Genomic DNA, 20,683 nt, shown 5'->3' with positions numbered 1-20,683 from the left:
TGGGGGAAAGCATGACAAGTCTAACAGCACTGGAGTCAAAACGATCAATTAGATCTGCCGCCCGTCGTCTTGCCAGTCACTTCGCCGATGAGATTGTGGCTGGGGTTCCGACGAAGCTATTCGGAGAACTGTGGCGACCGTCGAACACAGATATTTGGTGCCTTGTAGATGAACCGAAGCCTCGGAAAGATACCGGTTCACCCCACTACTGGATCGGATTTGGTCGGGGGGCGGGTTCATGGAAGAAACGAATCGTTCAGTGTGATTTACCCGAGGAAGGTAAGAATAGGCATTACGCAGCCGTCTTCGCAAAGGACGGTGACGGCGAAATTTGGTTAATGCATAACGGTAGGATTTCAGGTGGCGGAGCCACCTTGCCGAAAGATGAACTAGAGAGGACATACCATCATAAGCGTGTCGACGTTGAGTTCTCGGACGGTAAATCCGCGCGATATTATCCAGTTGTTAAGCTGGGAGTGAGCAATAGGAAAGTATATCGATCAATCAGGGACTTCTTGGATGCTTGTCAAAGCGTTCGCTTAAATAAGCTGCAGTACCGTCTTCCGGTGAGCTCGAAAATTGACAGTTTCGCTAGATATGGTTCCGCCCCCGGAGATTGGTTCATTTCCAAAGAGCCAAGTGGGTTTGAAGCGAGTAGGCCGGCGTACTGCTATATTTTACGATTTGGTACAGGTAACCCGGATGGGAATGATACATGGAAGATAGGGTGGACGACGCACCCTATACGCCGTCTTGGGCAGATAAACGCGCATATTCCAATTTCGATTAAAGGAAGTTGGAAAAAATATTTTCAGGCTCGGTTTCCTACAGCCACTATCGCTTTTGATGCGGAACAAAAAATTCTTCGCGAATTTCTGAAGGATAAACTCCCTCGAAGAGAGCAGGTAATATGTAATGAGGACACTATTAGAAAGGTATGTAAGACTCTGATTAAATGGAGTGAAGATAGAAAAGTTGAGTAAATTGATTTTTACTCATTTCATCATCCCCTCGACCCGTGCTTTGCACTTCCTGATCATGAAATCGACGAAGAGCCGGATTTTCGGGTCGAGCAGGCGGCGATGGGGATAGAGGCAGGCGAGCGCGACCGGTGGCGGCGGGGTTTGTTCCAGCACCGGCACCAGGGCACCGCTGCGGATATGGCTCGCGACCTCAAAGAAGGGCTTGTTGACGATCCCGCGCCCGGCGAGCGCCCATTCGGTCAGCACGTCGCCCTCGTCGGCATCGTAGGGACCGCGGACATTGAAGCGGGTCGGGCCGTTCTTGGTCTGCAGGGTCCAGAAATATTCCTGCGTGCCCGGAAAGCGCAACAGCAGGCAGTGGTGGCCGTTCTCGACCAGGTCTTCCGGCTTTTCCGGCGTGCCGAAATGGTCGAGATAGACCGGCGCAGCGCAGAGCACGCGCGGGCAGTCCATGATCTTGCGCGCCTTCAGGCTCGAATCCTCCGGTGTGCCGAGCACGATGGCGACATCGACTCTCTCGTCGAAGATATCGACCTTGCGGTCGGAGAGCCGGAGCTGGATCGCGAGATCGGGGTAGAGATCGTTGAACTCGGGCACCAGCGGCGCCACCACACGTCGCGCGAGGCCGAGGGGAGAGAGCACCTTGATCGAGCCGCGGGGATGCTGCGAATACTCCGCGACCGCCGCTTCGGCCTTGTCGAGCGCGTCGATGATTTCCTTCGCATGATCGTAGAACAGGCGCCCGACCTCCGTCGGGGCGATCTTCCGCGTGGTCCGGTTGAAGAGCCGGATGCCGAGACGGTTTTCAAGCTCCCGTATACGATTGCTGGCCACCGCCGGGGTCAGCCGGAGATCCCTGCCGCCCGCGGTAATGCTGCCGAGTTCGACCGTGCGCACGAAAACCCGGATGCTGTCGAGATAGGGCATGGCCGCCTCTGATTTTCAAAAATTCCTATAAAGTAAAGCGGAGATATCGCGCTTTTGGAAGCGCCGCGGATTTGCCAGAGTGGCGATCTGTCATGCTGCGGGGGAGTGTGCGAATGCTGGAGCTGTTGCCGAATTCGGCCGTGATCTGGGACTGGGTGAGTTTCGCCGCGCGCTGGCTGCACGTGATCACCGCAATCGCCTGGATCGGCTCGTCCTTCTATTTCATCGCCCTCGACCTCGGTTTGCGCAAGGCGGCGAGCCTGCCGGAAGGCGCGCATGGCGAGGAATGGCAGGTGCATGGCGGCGGCTTCTACCACATCCAGAAATATCTCGTGGCCCCCGCCGCGCTGCCGGAGCATCTGACCTGGTTCAAGTGGGAGAGCTACTGGACCTGGATGTCGGGCTTCGCGCTCATGTGCATCGTCTATTACGGCCATGCCGATCTCTACCTGATCGACCAGAATGTCTGGGCCGCCGAGAGTTGGCAGGCAATCGCCGTCTCGCTTGGCTCGCTCGCGCTCGGCTGGACGGTCTACACGCTTGCCTGCCGCTCGCCGCTGGCGAAGAACCCGACGCTGCTGATGGTGCTGCTCTACGCGGCTCTGGTGGCGCTCGCCTGGGGCTTCACGCAGATCTTCACGGGGCGAGCGGCCTTCCTGCATCTGGGCGCGATCACCGCGACCATAATGTCGGCCAACGTCTTCATGGTGATCATTCCGAACCAGAAGATCGTCGTCGCCGACCTGAAGGCGGGACGGGTGCCGGACGCCAAATACGGCGCCATTGCCAAGCTGCGCTCGACCCACAACAACTACCTGACCTTGCCGGTTCTCTTCCTGATGCTCTCGAACCATTACCCGCTCGCCTTTGCGACCGAGTACAATTGGGTGATCGCCAGCCTGGTCTTCCTGATGGGCGTCACGATCCGGCATTTCTTCAATACGATGCATGCCCGCAAGGGCCAGCCCTGGTGGACCTGGGCACTGACCGTGGCGCTTTTCCTCGCCATCGTCTGGCTTTCCACGGCGGAACCGAAGCAGGCGGGTGATGAGGCCGCCGCAGTGGAGCTTAGCCCGGCCGCGGAGCGGCTGGCCGCCTCGCCGCATTTCGAGCCGGTGCTTGAGGCCGTACTCGGCCGCTGCTCCATGTGCCATGCGACGGAACCTGCCTGGGACGGGATCGCCGCCGCGCCGAAGGGCGTGAAGCTGGAGACCGAAGCGGAGATCGCCCTGCATGCGCGGGAGATCTACCTGCAGGCCGGCCGCAGCCATGCCATGCCGCCCGCCAACGTCTCCTATATGGAGCCTTCAGAGCGCGCGGCCATCGTGCGCTGGTACGAGGGCAGCGGCCAGGCGGTGAACTGATGACGGGGACCATCCTGCGCGGCCGGGTGCTGAGCTTCCGTTCCGAGCCCGCGCACTATGACGACACGGACAGCTTCCTTTTCATCGAGGATGGCGCGGTGCGCATCGCGGACGGCAAGATCGTGTCCGTCGGCACCTTCGATCCGCGCGCCGCGGAGGGAACGACCGTCGTTGATCATCGTCCTCACCTGATCGTGCCGGGCTTCATCGATACCCACGCCCATTTCCCGCAGATGCAGGTCATCGCCTCATGGGGCGCGACCCTGCTCGACTGGCTGGAGAAATATACTTTCCCGGAGGAGACCCGCTTCTCCGACCCGGGCCACGCGGCCCATATCGCCGGTCATTTCCTCGACACGCTCGCCGCGCACGGCACCACGACGGCAGCGGTCTACTGCACGGTTCATCCGCAATCTGCGGACGCCTTCTTCACCGAGGCCGAGCGGCGCAACATGGCCATGATTGCCGGCAAGGTGATGATGGACCGGAACGCGCCGGAGGGACTGCTCGACACACCGCAGAGTTCCTACGACGACAGCAAGGCGCTGATCGCGAAGTGGCATGGGCGGAGCAGGGCGCTCTACGCCATCACGCCGCGCTTCGCGATTACCTCGACTCCCGAGCAGCTCGAGATGGCAGAGGCGCTTGTGCGCGAGCATCCGGATTGCTACCTGCAGACCCATCTCTCCGAGAACAAGGCGGAGATCGAGCTGACACGGCAGCTCTACCCCGGCGCGCGGGATTATTTCGACGTCTACGAGAGCTATGGCCTGCTCGGCGCGAAGAGCCTTTTCGGCCATGCCATCCATCTGACCGAGCGCGAGCAGAAGCGGATGGCGGAGACGGATTCCGTTGCGGTCTTCTGTCCGACCTCGAACCTTTTCCTCGGCAGCGGGCTCTATGACGAGGCGGGACTGCGCGCCGACGGGGTGAGGCGGGCGATCGCGACCGATGTCGGCGGCGGCACCAACTACTCCATGCTGCGTACGCTGGACGAGGGCTACAAGGTGCTGGCGCTACGGGGCCAGCGGATGGACCCGCTGCACAGCTTTTACTGGGCGACGCTCGGCAACGCCCATGCGCTCTCGCTGGAGGACCGCATCGGGACGCTGGATCCAGGTACGGCCGCGGATATCGCCGTGCTCGACAGCCGGGCGACGCCGGTCATGGCGCTGCGCATGGAACGGGTCCGGAGCCTGCAGGAAGAGCTTTTCCTGCTGCAAACCCTCGGCGACGACCGGACGGTGGTCGAGACCTATGTGGCGGGTATGCCGGTGAAGCGGGGCTGAAGCCGCAGCTTTCTCTAGGTAAACACGTTCTGGTAAGCGGCGAGAATATCCAGCTGCCGCTGGTCGGTGAGCGGACGGCTGTTTTCGATCTTCCAGAGCTGGATCGCCCAGTTCTGTCCGTCGAACTCGACGATGTGAACGGTCGAAAGGATCGTACGATCCTTTGACTTGAGCGGGATCCGGTGAATCGAGAAGGAATAGCTGCGACACTCCGTGCCGCTCTGACCGGCCTCCCAAATGAGCCTCGGCGCGGGTGGCATGTAGGGCGTGTCGCTCTTCAGGCCGGACCCGTGGTGCCGGGCGGTCTGGACCGACAGCTCGGATTTGGACAGAAAGTTGTACCGGCAATAATTGAACTCGTCCTGGACCAGATCGGCCAGCGCCTCTTCGGTCGTCTTGTGATCGATTGCCTGCATCACCTGATTGATCGGGGCGGATTTCATGACGGATGACGGCTGCAAATAGAAAAGCCGCGGCAGGCAGGTATTGCAGTCGCGTTCGAAACTGCTGACCCAATCCTCGGGCAGGGAAGAGGCGATCCGCCGCGCCAGTTTGAGCGACGGCGTCCATCCCGGCTCCATGATCCGGTGCACCTGGCTGGGGGAGGTCTCGGCGGTCAGGGCGAGCTTGTAGGGAGACAGCCCGTTCTCGACGATCCAGCGCCGCGCCATCTCGGTGATCTTGAAGATTTCGAATTCGATCGTATCGAGCGATTGCGAAACGGAGCCGACGGTTGATCCGCTTGAGTGTGGCCGTATTTCATGTTTGAACGAGTAGGGGCTGCCCGGATCTTCATTCAGATCTTCGAATGCATGGCTAAGGGCCTGTATTGCCCCGGAATTCACCTTGATTTCGGCAATCTCTGTTTGCTCCTCCAAGGGTTGCCCTGAGCGGGTCTCATTCACATTGGCCTCCAGGCTCAGGGCCATTTCGGAGCTGGAGAAAGTGTCGGTGCTCATTTTCTCACCTCTACCCTGGCAGGAAGCGCGAATACCGACATTTTCCTCTTCTGAGGGTCGGATGAATTCACGTCAAAAATTTCACGAAAGCCAGTTTACCCAGCCAGCGTGCGGCAATCAATCTTGGCGAAAGTCTGGCGGGCGATATGCGCGCTCTGCGGGAGCGGCGGAATCGGCGCAAAAATACGGGATTTCCCGCCGCCCGACGGCTTCCGCTATTTAGGGTGCGCGCGCTGCATGAGCGGCGAGAGGATCTGGTCCGAGACATGGAAGTCCCAGATCGCGGGACCGCTCGAGGCCTCGAACCTGCGCGCGAGGTCGGGAAGGGTGTCGAGATCGGTCACTGTCTCGCCCTGCAGCCCGAATCCGCGTGCGATCGCGGCGAAATCCGGCCGGCCGAACACCGCGCCCTCGTCGGTCAGGCCTTCCGAGCGCAGCTTGTGGATCTCCGAGCCGTAGGCGCCGTCGTTCATGACGCAGATCAGCACTTTCATGCCGTGCCGCTTCATGGTCTCCAGTTCCTGGATATGCATCAGCAGGCTGCCGTCGCCGTCGAACATGACGACCGGTTTGCCGGGCTTCGCCGCCGCGACGCCCATGGCGAAGGAGGTGCCGTTTCCGATTGCGCCGAACTCCCGGATGGTGAGGAAGTTCTCGACCGGGCGGTCCGGCATCTGCGCGAAGAAATAGGAGCAATGGCCGGAGGAGTTCACCGCCTCCCAGGTTTTCGGCAGCGCCGCGTCGAGCGCGATGGCGACGTCGCGCGGATCGAGCAGGCCCTGTTCCTGCGCATGCACGGAGCCGTCCGCGGGAGAGGTCCGGATCCGGTCCGCCAGTTCGGGGCTGCGCCAGCTCGGAGCATTGGCGTCACGCGGGCCGAGCGCCTCGACGAGCGCGCGGACGCTCATCCCGGCATCGCCGCGCAGATGACGGTGCGCGGTGATCCGGCCCTGCGTGAGGGTGGTCGGTGCGGTGTCGATGCGCAGCACCTCCGCGTTCGGGTAGAGAGTGCCGTTGTAGGAGTTGTGATTGGCAAGGCTGGCGCCGACCGCGATGACCATGTCGGCTTCCGCGAAACATTCCCGCGTCACGTCGCTGGAAAACCCGCCGGCGATGCTGAGATTGAACGGGTCGTCGTGGAACATCCCGCGCACAGGCAGAGTGGTGGCGAGCAGACCGCCGCAGCGCTCCGCCAGCGCCTTGCAGGCTTCGGTCGCGCCTTCCGAACGCAATGCGCCGAGACCGGCCATCACGATCACCTTGCGCTTTTCCGCGATGACCGCCGCCATGTCGGCGACGTCCTCCGGATGCGGCGGCATCGGGCGCATTTTCGGCAGCACGTCGCGGGACGGCGCCGGGAGCTTGCTATCTCCCTTCCAGTCGAGGTTCTGCAGGTCGAACGGCACGCCAAGGACGACCGGTCGCATTTCCTCCTGCGCCTGCACGAAGGCGTCGCGGATCTGGCGCAGCATACGGTCCGGGTGGTGCAGCGCGTGATAGTCGGCGCCGCAGGCCTTTACGAACGGGGCCTGCTCCAGCTCCTGGTTGTACCAGTGGTTCTTCAGCGGCGACTCCCCGGCGAAGACCACCAGCGGGATATGGGCGCGGACCGCGGCGGGCAGGGCAGTCATCACCTGCGTGAGGCCCGGACCGCAGGTGACCGTGGAGACGCCGACCGTGTTCCTGGAGCGCGCATAGGCCATCGCCGCTGCGACGGCGCAATGCTCGTGCCGGACATAGACGAAATCGCAGCCGAGACCGGCGAGCGCCGTCGCCCAGTTCATGTTGGCGTCGCCGAGCAGGGCGAAGCAGGTTTCCACCTGTTCCTGATGGAAGGCCTCTGCCAGAATCTCGTAGGTTTTCTTCGCCGACATGATGCACGCGCTCCCTTGGGGCGACCGGTTTGCGGACCATGGTGCGTCAGCTGCCCGGCCGGTGCAAAACCCGTCTGTTTTCGTGGTTTGACGCTACGGTATTCAATTGTATACAATGTAGTCAAGAAGGCTGCGAATGGCGGCGTTTCGAAGTCGCCAAGCGGTCCGTTGCGAGGAGAGAATACCTTGTCTGCCAAATCCGAAAAGGTGTGGGACGTCGTCGTTGTCGGCGGCGGGAATGCGGCCCTGTGCGCGGCCATCGAGGCGGCGGAAGCGGGCCGCAGCGTGATCATTCTCGAAGGCGCGCCGAAGACCTATCGCGGCGGCAATTCGCGCCACACCAGGAACTTCCGCTGCATGCATCGCGGGCCGCTCTCGGTACTGACGGACAGCTACGAGGAAGACGAGTATTTCGACGACCTGATCCGGGTTACCAAGGGCAATACCGACGAGGAGCTGGCGCGGCTCGCCATCCGCACCTCGGAGAAATGCCTGCCCTGGATGGAGTCGCATGGCGTCCGCTTCCAGCCGTCGCTCTCGGGCACGCTGTCCCTTGGCCGGACCAACGCCTTCTTCCTCGGCGGCGGCAAGGCGCTTGTGAACGCCTATTACAACACCGCCGCCGATCTGGGCGTCGAGGTCGTCTACGAGGCGCAGGTCACCCATGTCGAGATCGCGGACGGGCGCTTCAACGCGGTCGAGGTGGAGATCGCGGGCGGCGCGAGGCAGCGCATCGAAGGCCGCGCCGTGGTGCTCGCCTCCGGAGGTTTCCAGGGCGATATCGACTGGCTGGCCCGGGCCTGGGGACCGGCGGCACGGAACTTCCTGATCCGCGGCACGCCCTACAATCGGGGCGTCGTTCTGAAGGACATGCTGGATCAGGGCGCGGACAGCGTCGGGGATCCGACCCAGTGCCACGCGGTCGCGATCGACGGCCGGGCGCCGAAATTCGACGGCGGGATCGTCACAAGGCTCGACTGCGTGCCGTTCTCCGTGGTCGTGAACAAGAACGGCGAGCGCTTTTACGACGAGGGCGAGGACGTCTGGCCGAAGCGCTACGCGATCTGGGGCCGCCTCGTCGCCGCGCAGCCGGACCAGGTCGCCTACTCAATCATCGACAGCAAGAGCGCCAACCTTTTCATGCCCTCGGTCTTCCCGGCGGTCGAGGCGGACACGCTGGAGGGGCTGGCGGAGAAGATGGGGCTTCCTGCTGAGAAACTGCGCCAGACGGTCGATGCCTTCAACGCCGCCTGCCGCGAGGGGACCTTCCATCCGACCGAGCTCGACGGGCTCGCGACCGAAGGTGTCGAACCGCAAAAGACGAACTGGGCCCGTCCCATCTCCGATCCGCCCTTCTACGGCTATTCGCTTCGTCCCGGTGTCACCTTCACCTATCTCGGTCTCAAGGTGGACGAGACGGCGCGGGTGACTATGGGTGGGCGCAAACTCGAAAATGTCTGGGCCGCGGGAGAGATCATGGCGGGCAGTATCCTCGGCGAGGGCTATCTCGCGGGTTTCGGCATGACGATCGGCACCGTGTTCGGCCGCATCGCCGGACAGGAAGCCGCGAAAGGCGCGGTGCGCGGGGAGAACGCCCATGCCGCTTGACCAGACCCGGACCGGGCTTTCAACGACCGAAGAGGCGCGCCGCCAGATCGAGATCTGCAATGCCTGCCGCTATTGCGAGGGTTATTGCTCGGTCTTCCCGGCGATCACCCTGCAGCGCAGTTTCAGCGACGGGGACATCACCCAGCTCGCCAACCTCTGCCACAATTGCCGCGGCTGCTATTACGCCTGCCAGTACACAGACCCGCACGAGTTCCAGATCAACCTGCCGAAGGCTCTGGCGGAGGCGCGGTCGGAGAGCTGGGAGCGTTTCGCCTGGCCCGGCGCTTTCTCGGGCCTGTTCCAGCGGAGTGGCGTGGCACTTGCAGCCGCGCTCGTCGTCTGTTTCGGCCTCCTGTTTTGGGCCGGTCAGGCGCTTCGGCCCGAAAGCGGGGAGGGTTTCTACGCCTTCCTCACGCACTCGGTCATGGTCGCGATCTTCATGCCGGCCTTCCTCCTGCCGCTGTTCGCCATATCGCTTGGGCTCCGAGCCTACTGGCGCGAGGTCGGAGGCATGCCGGTGCGGCTGACGCATCTGACGCGCGCATTCTCGGAGGCGGCGCGTCTGAAGGATCTCTCCGGCGGCGCGGCCGGAGGCTGCAATTTCGAGAAGGAAGACCGCTATACCAATGTCCGCCGCTGGCACCACCAGGCGGTGATGTACGGCTTCCTGCTCTGCTTCGCCTCCACGGCCTCGGCGACGATGCTGCATTATGCCTTCGACATGCCGGCGCCCTACGGGCTCTTCTCGCTGCCAAAGCTTCTCGGCATTCCGGGCGGCCTGCTGCTGGCCCTCGGCGGGCTCGGCATGGCGGTGCTGAAGACGCGGGGCGAGAAGGATCTCGGAGCGCCGGCACTTTGGGGCGGGGAGATGGCCTTCGTGCTGCTGCTGTTCTTCACCGGCGCGAGCGGTCTTGCGCTCTATGCCGCGAGCGGATCGGCGCTGGTCGGCGTCCTGCTGCCGGTTCATCTGGGGGCGGTGCTCGCCTTCTTCCTGACCGCGCCCTACACCAAGATGGTGCACGGCTTCTTCCGGCTGGCGGCGCTGATACGCAACGCGCAGATGCAGGAATAGTAGATCAGAGCCGCGCCGGTGAGGCGCGGCTCCTCCGATTTTATCAGACGACCTTCACCGTCATGCTGCCGAGACCCTCGACGCTGGCTTCCATCACGTCGCCGCGGGAGACCGGGCCGACGCCGGACGGCGTTCCGGAGAGGATGACGTCACCGGCGGCCAGTTCGAAGAAGCGCGACAGGTAGGAAATCATCTCCGGCACCTTCCAGATCATCTGGTTGAGGTCGCCTTCCTGCTTCAGCTCGCCGTTGATGCTGAGGGCGACCCGTCCCTGATCGAGGTGGCCGACCTTCTCCACCGGATGAACCGGACCGCAGGGGGCGGAGCGCTCGAAGGCCTTGCCGATCTCCCACGGGCGGCCCAGCTTCTTCTGCTCGCCCTGCAGGTCGCGCCGGGTCATGTCGAGCGAGAGGCCGTAGCCGTAGACATGGTCGAGCGCGTTCTCGAGGGCGATGTTGCTGCCGCCGGACTTGAGGGCGACCAGCATCTCCATCTCGTGATGCACGTCGTTGGATTCGGGCGGGTAGGGGAACTCGCCCGACGCGTCCAGATTGTCCGGGTTCTTCTGGAAGAAGAAGGGCGGTTCGCGGTCCGGGTCGTGCCCCATCTCGACCGCATGCGCCGCGTAGTTGCGGCCGATGCAGTAGACGCGGCGCACCGGAAAGAGCGCGTCTGAACCGGCGACCGGAATGGCGACCTGCCGGGGTTTTTCAATGACGTAGTCGGGCACGCGAGCCTCCATCGTGCTGTTTGACGGGCACCGCTTCTGGGCGGTGCATGAAGGAAAAATCAATCGCAATCAATTTCGGTTTTTCAGCTTTTACGCTTCCGAAGCGCAGATTGATCTGCCATATTCGTACCAATAGCAGCCAATTGGTCAACCAAAATGAGGTTCCGGCGTGCTTAAGGTTCTGGATGCCAGAGAGCGGGACGATCCCGTGGCGACGCTGAGGGAGTTCATCTCCGAGGGCGGATATGTCCCCGGCGACCGGCTTCCGGCTGAGCGTGAGCTGATCGTCGAGCTCGGTATCAGCCGTGCGACGTTGCGCAAGGCGCTCGACGTGCTGGAGCGCGACGGCATGATCTGGCGACATGTCGGCAAGGGAACCTTCATCTCCAGCCAGGGTGGTCCCGCCGGAGCGGGCAACCTGCTGGAACTCGGCCGCCATCTCACGCCGGTGAAGATGATCCGCGCCCGGCTCTGTATCGAGCCGGCGATTGCCCGGGAAGCGGCGATCAACGCCTCGCGCGATGCGATCAACCGGATCAACGCGGCCAAGGAACGGGCGCGCGAGGCGCTGACCTGGGAAGAATACGAGGCGGAAGACGACCACATGCACCGCGCGATCGCCGAATGCACGGACAACCCGCTGCTGCTCGGCATGTTCGACCAGCTGAACCAGGTGCGCCGCGCGGTCGCGCTCGGCAACGTGGTGCGCGGCTCGGAGCGCCCACCAGAAAATCATTCCAGTTTCACAGAGCATGAACGGATCTCGGCTGCCATAGAGGCACGGGATCCTTCTGGAGCGGAAGCGGCAATGCGCCAGCATATCGCGTCCGTCTCCGCACGGCTTTTCGGGGAGGACTGAGCACCAGTCAGGTCTTTTCGCGGCGAAAGAGGGGAAAACCCCCAGCCTCGGGATCTCAAATCCCGGTAAGCGAACAAAAAGGGAGGAAGCAATGAAGAAATTACTGAGGGCGGCTCTGTCGCTCTGTGTCGCCATACCGGTTGCCGCCGCACTGATGGTGTCGGCGGCGAAGGCGGAAAAGATCAGGATCGCGCTGGCGGAAACTCCGTCGGATGAACTCGCGGCCTTCTTCGTCGCGCTCGAAAGGGCCAAGGCCAACGGCCTCGATTACGAATGGACGGCCTTCTCGGACGAGGAACTCGCCATCCAGGCCGTCCTCAGCGGCCAGATGGATATCGGCTTCGGTACTCCCTATGCGGCGATGCAGCGTTCGCGGGCGCCGATCCGTATCGTCTTCCAGCTCTCGAAGCTGAAGTTCTTTCCGGTGACGTCGAAGAAATACAGCAAGCTCGAGGACCTGAACGGCGAGCCGATCATGCTGCATTCCCGCGGCGGCGGTACGGACTCGATTGCCAACGTGATCGAGGAAAAGCTCAATATCAAGTTCGGCAAGCGGTCCTACGTGCCAGGCTCCGCCAATCGGATCGCGGCGCTGATCGCCGGGCAGACCGACGCGACGATCGTCGACCTTTCCAACAAGAACAAGCTGATGAAGCTGCAGGGCGACAGGTTCAACGTGCTGCCGATGTTCGAGGTCGATGCGAGCGACGAGGCGCTGTTCGCCAATCTCGACTGGATCAAGGCGAACGAGAAGGATGTCGACATCTTCGTCAAGGCGCTGCTCAGCGTCTGGCGCGACATGAGCAAGGATCCGACGATCATCCGCAAGGAAACCAATCCCGACGGTCCGATCGGGCAGCTTCCTAAGGAGGTGCTGGACGGTCTCGACGGCTTCTACATCGACGCGGTGGCCGGCGGTCTCTACGACGCGAACGGCGGCGGCCGCAAGGCGGCGAAGGCCGACATGGAATGGTACTCGGCCGCCGGTCAGCTGACCGGCGATCCCGCTTCGCTGAAGATCGAGGATTTCTGGTACCTGGCGCCGCTCGACGCCGCCTCGAACTAGAAACCCCGGCGGTCGCCGGTTCCCTGTCCGGCGGCCGCTTCCTTCTTCCGCAATGCCAACAAGAGGCGGTTGATGACCTCTTATCGTTCCCTCTTTCTGAAGCTTCTCTCCGCCGTGCTCGTGTTCGGGGCCTGGGAGATCGCGGGCTGGATTCCGGTCAGCTATTCCTTCCCGACCTTCCTCGACACGATGTCGGCGTTGGCGGCCCTGACGCTCGACGGCACCATGCTCCGGGCCTATGCGGAGACCCTGCAGCCGCTCGCGGTCGGTATCACGATTTCCGCCGTATTCGGTATCGGGATCGGGCTCTGGGTCGGTCTCAGCGCGCGTTTTGACTGGCTCTTTTCGCCGATCTTCATCGTCATGCAGGCGGCGCCGCTGGCGGCGCTGATCCCGCTGCTGGTGATGGCCTACGGCATCGGACTCACATCGAAGGTCTTCGTGGTCTGCATCATGGCGATGCCGGTGATCGTGCTGAATACCGGCGCGGCGGTGCGCAACACGCCGTCGTCCCTCAAGGAGATGGGCAAGGCGTTCCTTGCCCGCGAGGACCAGATCATCCTGAAGGTGATCATCCCGGCGGCCTCGCCGGTGATCTTCTCGGGGCTCCGGCTCGGCATCTCGGCGGGATTCATCGGCGCCATCCTGGCGGAACTCAAGATCACCCCGACCGGTGTCGGAGATATCATCACCTACAGCCGCTCGATCGCCGACTATCCGAGCATGTATGCGGCGATCTTCTCGATCATCCTCTTCGCCGTGCTGTTCCTGAACCTGGTCGAACGGCTCGAATTCATTCTCTTCAAAGGAAACAATCGTGGCTATGTCTCAGATTAGCGACGCGCCCCGTCCCATCCGGGAACCGGCGCCGGAGAACGCCGTCGTCGCGCGCAATGTCTCGAAGCATTACGGGCCCGTCGAGGCCCTGAGGGACCTCACCCTCGAGTTCCCGCGCGGCCAACTGACCTCTTTGCTCGGCCCCTCCGGCTGCGGGAAGACCACTCTGCTGAAGATCATCGCGGGCCTGCTGGAGCCGACCTCCGGCGAGATCCTCGTCAACGGCGAGCAGGTGACCGGTCCCGGGCCGGACCGCGCCTTCGTCTTCCAGGATTTCGCCCTGCTGCCCTGGGCCAACGTGATGCGCAACGTCGCCTTCGGGCTGGAGCTCCGCGGCGTTGCCCGGTCCGAGAGGGAGGCCATCGCCGAACGCTATATCCGCGATGTCGGGCTTGCCGGCTTCGAGATGAGCTATCCGCACCAGCTCTCCGGCGGCATGCGGCAGCGCGTCGGCCTCGCCCGGGCGCTCTCGGTGGATGCGCAGGTTCTGCTGATGGACGAGCCGTTCTCCGCCGTCGACGAGCAGACAAGACGCAAGTTTCAGGAAGACCTTCTGGCGCTGGTGGCGAACGAGAACAAGACCTTCATCTTCGTCACCCACTCGATCGAGGAGGCGGTCTATGTCTCCGACCAGATCGCGATCCTGCTGCCGCGTCCGAGCCGGGTCTCGGAAATCATCCGGCCGTCCGGGATTCGCGGCAAAGGCGTCGACAATATCCGCCGCGATCCGGAATATCTCGACATCGTCGACCGGATCTGGGCCTCGCTGCGCAGCTACGTGGAGTGAGGGCTGAGAGATGAAGCTTTTCGGCTATCCGCTGCCCGGCATGTCGTCGCTGATCCTCTGGGGCCTGCTCTGGGAGATCGTCGGCCGGCTCGACCTGACCTTCTTTCTGCCGCCGCTGACCGAGGTGGTGCGCACGCTCTTCGCCGTGATCGGAACGCCGGCCTTCCTCAAGGCCCTGACGGAAACCGCCTATGCCTTCTTCGCGGGTGTGTTCTTCGCCGTCGCGATCGGCATTCCGACCGGCATCCTGATGGGCAAGAACCGGCTGCTCGACGAGCTGCTGCTGCCCTGGGTGAACATGTTCCTCAGCGCACCGCTGACCGCTCTCGTGCCTGTGCTCATGGTGCTGTTCGGCTTCGGGATGAAGGCGATCATCATCACCACGACGCTGTTCGCGATCTGGATCGTCATCCTGAACGCGCGGGCCGGCGTGCTGCAGATCAACCGCTCGCTGGTCGAGATGGCGCGTTCCTACGGCGCCTCGCCGCTGGACGCCTTCTTCAAGATCTATTTCTGGGCCGCGCTGCCGGAGATCCTCGGCGGAGTGCGCATCGGTGTGATCCGGGCGGTGAAGGGGGTGATCATCGGGCAGCTGCTGATCTCGATCGTCGGCTTCGGCGCGCTCTTCGAGCTTTACGCCAACAACTTCCTGATGGCGCATTTCTGGGCCGTGCTGGTCGTGCTCTTCGCGCTTGCCTTCACGATCTCGGAGTTTCTCGCCTATCTGGAGCGGCGGGTCTCATATTACGCGGCTAAACGCTGACGCAGGTTACGGGTGGCAAATTGAAAAGCAGGAGATCAACTTTCTTCTGCCTTGTTTTTGCCTGGACGTGTTCTTGCTGTTGAACTTCAGTGGTTGCTGCAGGCAAATTCATTAGATGTTCGTCGCGGCGCTGTGCGGCTGTATCCTGCGGGCAGATCTTCTCAAATTTCGAGTCATGGGAGAGCTTATGTCGAAGCCTCCATCAAATTGTATTTTCTGCGGCCAACGTCCGCTTACCAAGGAGCATATGTACGCAGACTGGTTGCGGAACTACATTCCAAGAGTTCGCGAGCGCCATGCAGTTCTAGCGACCGTGGATTTCCCACAATCCTCAAAAGAAAATATTTATACTCGCCAAGGTGATCCTCACGTTCGTAAAATAAAGTGTGTTTGCGCTGATTGTAATAATAATTGGATGAGCCAATCTCAAGAAGCTGTAAAACCTTATTTAATTCCATTGATTCAAGGTAAATCTGCATCTCTCAACAGAAAGTCGCAAACGTTGGTCGCGTCATGGGCCGCAATGATGGTGATGGTTTCGGAGTACCTAAATACCGATATGGTGGCGGTACCTCAGTCTGATCGAACGTGGTTCAAAGTGAACCGAAAACCGCCGTCACATTGGCGAATTTGGATCGGAAGCCGCGAGCCCAACAGCCGATACTCGCTTTATTCCCATGACGCGATTTCATTTACCAAAAACAAGCTCGAAATTTTGGAATCGAGCGCAACCTATCGTTCCAATACGCAAGTTTCGACGATTTGCGTTGGCGAACATCTCGTCTTTTATGTGATGAGTTCCCAAGCTATTCGACACATTATTCGCCGGTGGAAGCTACCCCCTGCTATAGCGCCCCTCTTTGCTCAAATCTGGCCGGTTCAATCTACTTTCGTTGGATGGCCCTTAGCCCGTCCAGTTACCGACAAAGAACTCGACATAGTGGCACACCAGCTCTACCGACGCGCCCACCGCGTCGCAAAAAAAGAGGCCGGCATCACCAATTAATATTGTTTAGGTAATGAGCGGAGGCTGCTCCGGAACTAAAAGACCGTAGTTCTTCGTCTGCGAGCCGGACATTCATTAGGAGAATCAGCCCTTTGCCACCTGGATGTCGAGCAGGACCTGACGGCGTTCCTCCGTCGCGATGCGGATCGCGCGTTCCAGCGCGGACGGCAGATCCTCGCCGCGCTCCACCCGCTCCGCATGGGCATTGCTCGCCTTGGCGGTCTGCACGAAATCGGGGCTCGGCGTCAGCGCCGTCAGAGGCACCTCGTTCGCCTTTGCCGCGTGGCCGTCCGGATAGAGCCCGACCACCGACTGCCGGACCGCGCCCCATTCGTGGTTGTTCAGGACCAGCGTGATCACCGGCAGTTTCAGCCCCTCGGCGATCATGTGGCAGACCGTCGGGTTGGAGAACATGTAGGAGCCGTCGCCCATGGTCGCGACGACGACCCGCTCCGGATCGGCGAGCTGCGCGCCGAGCGCCGCGCCGAAACCCCAGCCGAGGCCGCCGGAATGGGGCTCCTGGAAGAAGCTGTTGCGCTCTGAGCGTTTCAGGAAACCGAGCATTGCGCCGAGCTCCGCATAGACGGTCGATTTTCGGTCGCCGAGGGCCTCGCCGAGGCACTGGCTGACCCACTGCTTGCTCATCGGACCGCCCTTGCCCTGTTCGGCGATCTCGCGCTGCTTTTGCCTCGTCGCTTCGGACGCGGCGGCGATGCGTTTGCGCCTTGCGGCAAGGGCGGTCTCGTCGCGTTTCAAGCGGGATAGCGCGGCGGCAAGGGCCGGGATGGTGCCGGCGGACTCGCCCGCGAGCGTGATGTCGGAGCGGAAGCCGCGCACGGGGAAGCGGGAGAAGACCGGGTCGGGGCCGATATTGATGATGGTCGCGTCGGCGCGCGGCCTGTGCACATCCGGCTGCCAGGGCGCGAGGCTGTCGAGGATGACGATGACATCCGCCTCCTCGATCCAGGGCGAGGGGCTGGCGCCGACATGGCAGGGATGTTCTGTCGGGATCGCCAGCGCGACGGCCCAATAGGAGCAGACCGGGATCGCCCAGTCCTCGACCAGTTTCTGGAACAGCCGGAAGCTCGCGTCGTCTCCCGCGCCGCGCTGGGCGACGATCAGGGGCGCCTTTGCGCCGGCGAGGGCGGCCGCCGCGCGCTTCAGGCTCTCCGGGTCCGGCACCATGCGGGCTGGCGCGATGGAGCCTGCCGGGGCGAGCGTCGCCGGGTCGATCTCTTCGCACAGCGTCTCGCGGGGCAGGGAGAGATAGGAGGGGCCTTTCGGCGTCGAATTGGAGATCGCGAAGGCGCGGTCGAGATGTTCGCCGATCTGCTCGGGGAATTTCAGCTCGAACTCCCACTTGCAGCATTCGCGCACCATCGCCGCTTGGTCGCGCATCTCCTGGCCCCAGCCGATCGGCACGGTGCGGGCGCCGAAGCGGGAATGCTCCGTCACCGGCGTCCGGCCGGACATCATCAGTACCGGCACATGGGCGCAGGCGGCATTGATCGCGCCGGTGACGCCGTTGGAGAGCCCGACATTGGTGTGCAGCATGACCGCCGGGCATTTGCCGGAGATCTGGTAATAGCCGTGCGCCATGCTCATCGCCGCGTGCTCGTGCGGCACGGTGATGGCCTCCGGCAGCGGCAGGCCCTTCGCCTTGGCGGCGGCGAGGCCTTCGATGATCGGCGGGAAGTCGGTGCCCGAATTGCAGAAGACGTACTCGACGCCGAGCTCCCTCAAACGCGAAAAGATCACCCCGCCGGAGGTGATCTTTCCGTTGTCAGACGACATGTCTGTGCGTTGCCTTTGCCCGAATGCGGCGGATTACTCCGCCGCCTCGCGCATCGCGTCGAGCCGTTCGAGGACCCGCGGCGGCGACATCGGAAGGCTGTTAAAGCGGATGCCCAGCGCGTTGTAGACCGCGTTTCGGATGGCCGCGAGCGGCGGCACCAGCGGAACCTCGCCGACCCCGCGCACACCCTGCGGGTGTTTCGGGTTCGGGACCTCGATCATGACGTTGTCGAGCATCGGAACGTCGGAGCAGACCGGCATGCGGTAATCCAGGAAGCCCGGGTTATCGACCTTGCCGTCCTTGTTGTAGATGTACTCCTCGTTCAGCGCCCAGCCGATACCCTGCACGGCGCCGCCCTGCATCTGGCCCTCGACATAGGCCGGGTGAACGGCCTTGCCGACATCCTGGAACGAGGTGTAGCGGACCACGCGGACGATCCCGAGCTCGACATCGACCTCGACGTCGCAGATATGCGTCGCGAAGCCGCCTTCGGCGCCGGTCGTGTTGAGCTGGGTGCCGGCCCCGATAGGACCGCCGCTCTCGTTCGCCCGGGCCGCCAGCTGCTCGAGCGTCAGCGGCTCGAACTTGCCCGCATTGTCGCCCGCCGGACGGGCCGCGCCGTCGGACCAGGTGACCGCGTCGGCCGGGATGCCCCAGATCTTCGCCGCCAGCCCCTTCAGGGTCTCGATGACCTTCTCCGTCGACTGGGTGACGACCATGGCGGAGGCGAAGAGGACGCGGCTGCCGCCGGTCAGGTTGCTGTAGCCGATCGTCGCGGTGTCGCCGATCAGGACGGAGACCCGGCGATAGTCGATGCCGAGCAGTTCCGCCGTGATGTTGGCGATCGAGGCGCGGGAACCGCCGATATCCGGGTGCCCTGTGGTCACGACGACGTTGCCGTCCTCGGTGATGTTCACCTGGGCGGAGGATTCGCCGCCGGCATTGAACCAGTAGCCGCTGGCAACGCCCCGTCCCTGGAACTTGCCGAGGGGCGCCTTGTAATGATCGTGCGCGAGCGCGGCCTTCACCGTCTCGGCATAGCCCATGACCGGGTAGACCGGTCCGTGCGCCGCCTTGGTGCCCTGCTTCGCCGCGTTCTTCAGGCGCAGCTCCAGCGGATCGATCCCGAGCTGCTCGGCCAGTTCGTCCATCGTGCTCTCGACGGCGAAGGCGCCGATCGGGGAGCCCGGGGCGCGGTAGGCCGCGACCTTCGAGCGGTTGGAGACCACGTCATAACCGAGCGTATAGACGTTCGGAATGTCGTAGGGCGCGAAGCAGCAGCCGCAGGCGCCGCGGATCGGCGAGCCCGGGAAGGCGCCCGCCTGCAGGTAGTGGGTGGCCTGCGCGGAAACGATCGTGCCGTCCTTCTTGGCGCCGATCTTCACCATGCTTTTGGCGCCGGAGGTCGGACCGGTCGCCCGCATCACCTCTTCGCGGGTCATGACCATCTTCACCGGACGGCCCGACTTCTTCGACAGCATGGCCGCGACGGGTTCGAGATAGATGATCGTCTTGCCGCCGAAGCCACCGCCGATCTCCGCCGGAATGGCGCGGATGTCGCTCTGCGGGATGCCGGTCAGGAAGGCGGTCATGGCACGAACCATGAACTGGCCCTGGCTGGAGCTCCAGATCGTCGTCTTGCCGTCCGCCGCGACGCTGACGAGGCAGGCATGGGGCTCGATATAGCCCTGGTGCACCGGCCGCGTGTCGAAGCTGCGCTCGACGATGACGTCCGCTTCCTCGAAACCTGCCTCGATGTCGCCAAGCTTGTGCTCGAGCGTGCCGGCGATGTTCGACGGCTTGCCCTCGAACTTTATGAAATCGTGCAGGATCGGCGCATCCGGCGCGATCGCGTCATCGATCTCGATGGCCCAGGGAAGGACCTCGTAATCGACCTCGATCAGCTCGCAGGCCTTCGCCGCGATATCCGCCGACATGGCAGCGACCGCCGCGACCGGGTGGCCGTGGAACAGCGCCTTTTCGCGCGCCATCACGTTTCGGCACATCCAGCGCATGTCCTGGATGCCGAGCGGCACAGGGGTGCCGACCGAGAAGTCCACGATGTCCTTCGCCGTGACGACGGACTTCACGCCCGGAAGCGCCTCGGCCTTGGAAGTGTCGATGCTGCGGATGATGGCATGGGGATGCGGGCTGCGCAGGACCTTGCCCCAGATCATCCCGGGCAGGGTGCTGTCAGCGGCGTACTGGGCCCGGCCGACAACCTTGTCGACGCCGTCGGGCCGGATCGTGCTGGTGCCGATCCATTTGTTGGTCATCTCGCTCATTCTGCTGCCCCCCGCATCTCGGCCGCGGTCTCGAGGACGGCGCGGACAATCTTGTCATAGCCCGTGCACCGGCAGAGGTTGCCGGCAAGCCAGTACCGCACTTCGGTTTCACTCGGGTTCGGATTCTTTTTCAGCAACGCGTCGGCGGCGACGAGCACACCGGGCGTGCAGATGCCGCACTGCAGCGCGGCCATCTCGAGGAACTTCTGCTGCAGCGGATGCAGCTTGTCGCCCTCCGCCATGCCCTCGATGGTCTTAATCTCATGGCCTTCCGCCTCGGCGGCGAGCATCAGGCAGGAGCAGACCAGCCGGTCGTCGAGCGTGATGCTGCAGGCGCCGCAGTCGCCGGATCCGCAGCCCTCCTTCGAGCCGGTCAGGCCGAGATTGTCCCGGAGGACGTCGAGCATGGTGTGATGCGGCTCGCAGAGGAATTCCGTCGGCTCGCCGTTGATCGTGGTGGTCACATGGAGTTTCGCCAT

The 20,683-nt window shown here is 62.9% G+C and carries 17 protein-coding genes; 10 read left to right on the top strand and 7 right to left on the bottom strand.

Annotated elements, in window-relative coordinates; genetic code table 11:
• Window positions 1–995: 995 nt before the first annotated feature.
• A complete protein-coding gene (locus IG122_RS08775; protein ID WP_193182488.1) occupies window positions 996–1,910 on the bottom strand; it encodes a LysR family transcriptional regulator in 915 nt (304 codons plus the stop codon).
• A gap of 113 nt (window positions 1,911–2,023) precedes the next feature.
• Here IG122_RS08775 and IG122_RS08770 point away from each other — a divergent pair, with 113 nt between their 5' ends.
• Both IG122_RS08770 and guaD read left to right on the top strand, forming a co-directional pair.
• Window positions 2,024–3,274 (top strand): urate hydroxylase PuuD, encoded by a 1,251-nt coding sequence (locus IG122_RS08770; protein WP_319024843.1) that lies wholly within the window; start codon window positions 2,024–2,026, stop codon window positions 3,272–3,274.
• Window positions 3,274–4,563 carry a guanine deaminase gene (gene guaD, locus IG122_RS08765; protein WP_193182487.1) on the top strand — a complete coding sequence of 430 codons (1,290 nt, stop codon included), beginning with the start codon at window positions 3,274–3,276 and terminating at the stop codon, window positions 4,561–4,563. Before IG122_RS08770 ends, guaD begins: the two co-directional genes overlap by 1 nt.
• A 14-nt stretch (window positions 4,564–4,577) precedes the next feature.
• Here the strand turns inward: guaD and IG122_RS08760 are convergent, their stop codons facing one another.
• Window positions 4,578–5,522 (bottom strand): hypothetical protein, encoded by a 945-nt coding sequence (locus IG122_RS08760; RefSeq protein ID WP_193182484.1) that lies wholly within the window; start codon window positions 5,520–5,522, stop codon window positions 4,578–4,580.
• Window positions 5,523–5,737: 215 nt separating this feature from the next.
• Window positions 5,738–7,396, bottom strand: coding sequence for a thiamine pyrophosphate-binding protein (locus IG122_RS08755; protein WP_193182482.1), 1,659 nt, complete (start codon window positions 7,394–7,396; stop codon window positions 5,738–5,740).
• A gap of 186 nt (window positions 7,397–7,582) precedes the next feature.
• Between IG122_RS08755 and tcuA the strand changes: the two genes are divergently transcribed.
• A complete protein-coding gene (tcuA, locus tag IG122_RS08750; RefSeq protein WP_226893399.1) occupies window positions 7,583–9,004 on the top strand; it encodes an FAD-dependent tricarballylate dehydrogenase TcuA in 1,422 nt (473 codons plus the stop codon).
• Entirely contained in the window at window positions 8,994–10,076 is a 1,083-nt protein-coding gene (gene tcuB / locus IG122_RS08745) for a tricarballylate utilization 4Fe-4S protein TcuB (protein WP_193182481.1), read from the top strand. Before tcuA ends, tcuB begins: the two co-directional genes overlap by 11 nt.
• Before the next feature lie 43 nt (window positions 10,077–10,119).
• Here tcuB and IG122_RS08740 read toward each other — a convergent pair whose 3' ends face one another.
• Window positions 10,120–10,806 carry a fumarylacetoacetate hydrolase family protein gene (locus tag IG122_RS08740; protein ID WP_319024842.1) on the bottom strand — a complete coding sequence of 229 codons (687 nt, stop codon included), beginning with the start codon at window positions 10,804–10,806 and terminating at the stop codon, window positions 10,120–10,122.
• 169 nt (window positions 10,807–10,975) lie between these two features.
• Between IG122_RS08740 and IG122_RS08735 the strand changes: the two genes are divergently transcribed.
• The 6 genes from IG122_RS08735 (at window position 10,976) to IG122_RS08710 (ending at window position 16,124) form a co-directional block, all read left to right on the top strand.
• Entirely contained in the window at window positions 10,976–11,665 is a 690-nt protein-coding gene (locus tag IG122_RS08735; RefSeq protein WP_193182477.1) for a FadR/GntR family transcriptional regulator, read from the top strand.
• Window positions 11,666–11,756: 91 nt separating this feature from the next.
• Window positions 11,757–12,731, top strand: a complete 975-nt coding sequence (locus tag IG122_RS08730; RefSeq protein ID WP_193182475.1) for an ABC transporter substrate-binding protein — start codon at window positions 11,757–11,759, stop codon at window positions 12,729–12,731.
• Between the two features lie 72 nt (window positions 12,732–12,803).
• A complete protein-coding gene (locus tag IG122_RS08725) occupies window positions 12,804–13,568 on the top strand; it encodes an ABC transporter permease (protein WP_193182473.1) in 765 nt (254 codons plus the stop codon).
• Entirely contained in the window at window positions 13,555–14,355 is an 801-nt protein-coding gene (locus tag IG122_RS08720; protein WP_193182471.1) for an ABC transporter ATP-binding protein, read from the top strand. Before IG122_RS08725 ends, IG122_RS08720 begins: the two co-directional genes overlap by 14 nt.
• 10 nt (window positions 14,356–14,365) lie before the next feature.
• Window positions 14,366–15,118, top strand: a complete 753-nt coding sequence (locus IG122_RS08715) for an ABC transporter permease (RefSeq protein WP_193182469.1) — start codon at window positions 14,366–14,368, stop codon at window positions 15,116–15,118.
• Between the two features lie 115 nt (window positions 15,119–15,233).
• Window positions 15,234–16,124, top strand: a complete 891-nt coding sequence (locus tag IG122_RS08710; RefSeq protein ID WP_193182467.1) for a hypothetical protein — start codon at window positions 15,234–15,236, stop codon at window positions 16,122–16,124.
• 84 nt (window positions 16,125–16,208) lie between these two features.
• Here the strand turns inward: IG122_RS08710 and IG122_RS08705 are convergent, their stop codons facing one another.
• Genes IG122_RS08705 through IG122_RS08695 form a run of 3 tightly spaced genes read right to left on the bottom strand, consistent with a single transcriptional unit; the run spans window position 16,209 to window position 20,683 of the window.
• Complete coding sequence (locus tag IG122_RS08705) at window positions 16,209–17,918, bottom strand: thiamine pyrophosphate-requiring protein (protein WP_193182466.1); 1,710 nt, start codon at window positions 17,916–17,918, stop codon at window positions 16,209–16,211.
• 33 nt (window positions 17,919–17,951) lie between these two features.
• Window positions 17,952–20,204: a xanthine dehydrogenase family protein molybdopterin-binding subunit gene (locus tag IG122_RS08700; RefSeq protein ID WP_193182464.1), complete on the bottom strand. Its 2,253-nt coding sequence runs from the start codon at window positions 20,202–20,204 to the stop codon at window positions 17,952–17,954.
• A complete protein-coding gene (locus IG122_RS08695; protein WP_193182462.1) occupies window positions 20,201–20,683 on the bottom strand; it encodes a (2Fe-2S)-binding protein in 483 nt (160 codons plus the stop codon). The genes IG122_RS08700 and IG122_RS08695 overlap by 4 nt, the downstream gene beginning before the upstream one ends.

Origin of the sequence: Nisaea sediminum (assembly GCF_014904705.1) — a bacterium.
Classification (GTDB): Bacteria; Pseudomonadota; Alphaproteobacteria; order Thalassobaculales; family Thalassobaculaceae; genus Nisaea; species Nisaea sediminum.
The sequence above is the reverse complement of the archived record's forward strand: the minus strand, read 5'-3'. Positions and strand labels throughout refer to the sequence as shown.

What these genes read in the sequence shown, in the direction of transcription:
- IG122_RS08715 (WP_193182469.1), top strand. Translation starts at nt 14,366, where the DNA reads ATGAAGCTTTTCGGCTATCCGCTGCCCGGCATGTCGTCGCTGATCCTC.
- IG122_RS08770 (WP_319024843.1), top strand. Translation starts at nt 2,024, where the DNA reads ATGCTGGAGCTGTTGCCGAATTCGGCCGTGATCTGGGACTGGGTGAGT.
- IG122_RS08720 (WP_193182471.1), top strand. Translation starts at nt 13,555, where the DNA reads ATGTCTCAGATTAGCGACGCGCCCCGTCCCATCCGGGAACCGGCGCCG.
- IG122_RS08760 (WP_193182484.1), bottom strand. Translation starts at nt 5,522, where the DNA reads ATGAGCACCGACACTTTCTCCAGCTCCGAAATGGCCCTGAGCCTGGAG.
- IG122_RS08755 (WP_193182482.1), bottom strand. Translation starts at nt 7,396, where the DNA reads ATGTCGGCGAAGAAAACCTACGAGATTCTGGCAGAGGCCTTCCATCAG.
- IG122_RS08700 (WP_193182464.1), bottom strand. Translation starts at nt 20,204, where the DNA reads ATGAGCGAGATGACCAACAAATGGATCGGCACCAGCACGATCCGGCCC.
- IG122_RS08705 (WP_193182466.1), bottom strand. Translation starts at nt 17,918, where the DNA reads ATGTCGTCTGACAACGGAAAGATCACCTCCGGCGGGGTGATCTTTTCG.
- IG122_RS08725 (WP_193182473.1), top strand. Translation starts at nt 12,804, where the DNA reads ATGACCTCTTATCGTTCCCTCTTTCTGAAGCTTCTCTCCGCCGTGCTC.
- IG122_RS08775 (WP_193182488.1), bottom strand. Translation starts at nt 1,910, where the DNA reads ATGCCCTATCTCGACAGCATCCGGGTTTTCGTGCGCACGGTCGAACTC.
- IG122_RS08730 (WP_193182475.1), top strand. Translation starts at nt 11,757, where the DNA reads ATGAAGAAATTACTGAGGGCGGCTCTGTCGCTCTGTGTCGCCATACCG.
- IG122_RS08695 (WP_193182462.1), bottom strand. Translation starts at nt 20,683, where the DNA reads ATGGCGAAACTCCATGTGACCACCACGATCAACGGCGAGCCGACGGAA.
- tcuB (WP_193182481.1), top strand. Translation starts at nt 8,994, where the DNA reads ATGCCGCTTGACCAGACCCGGACCGGGCTTTCAACGACCGAAGAGGCG.
- guaD (WP_193182487.1), top strand. Translation starts at nt 3,274, where the DNA reads ATGACGGGGACCATCCTGCGCGGCCGGGTGCTGAGCTTCCGTTCCGAG.
- IG122_RS08710 (WP_193182467.1), top strand. Translation starts at nt 15,234, where the DNA reads ATGTTCGTCGCGGCGCTGTGCGGCTGTATCCTGCGGGCAGATCTTCTC.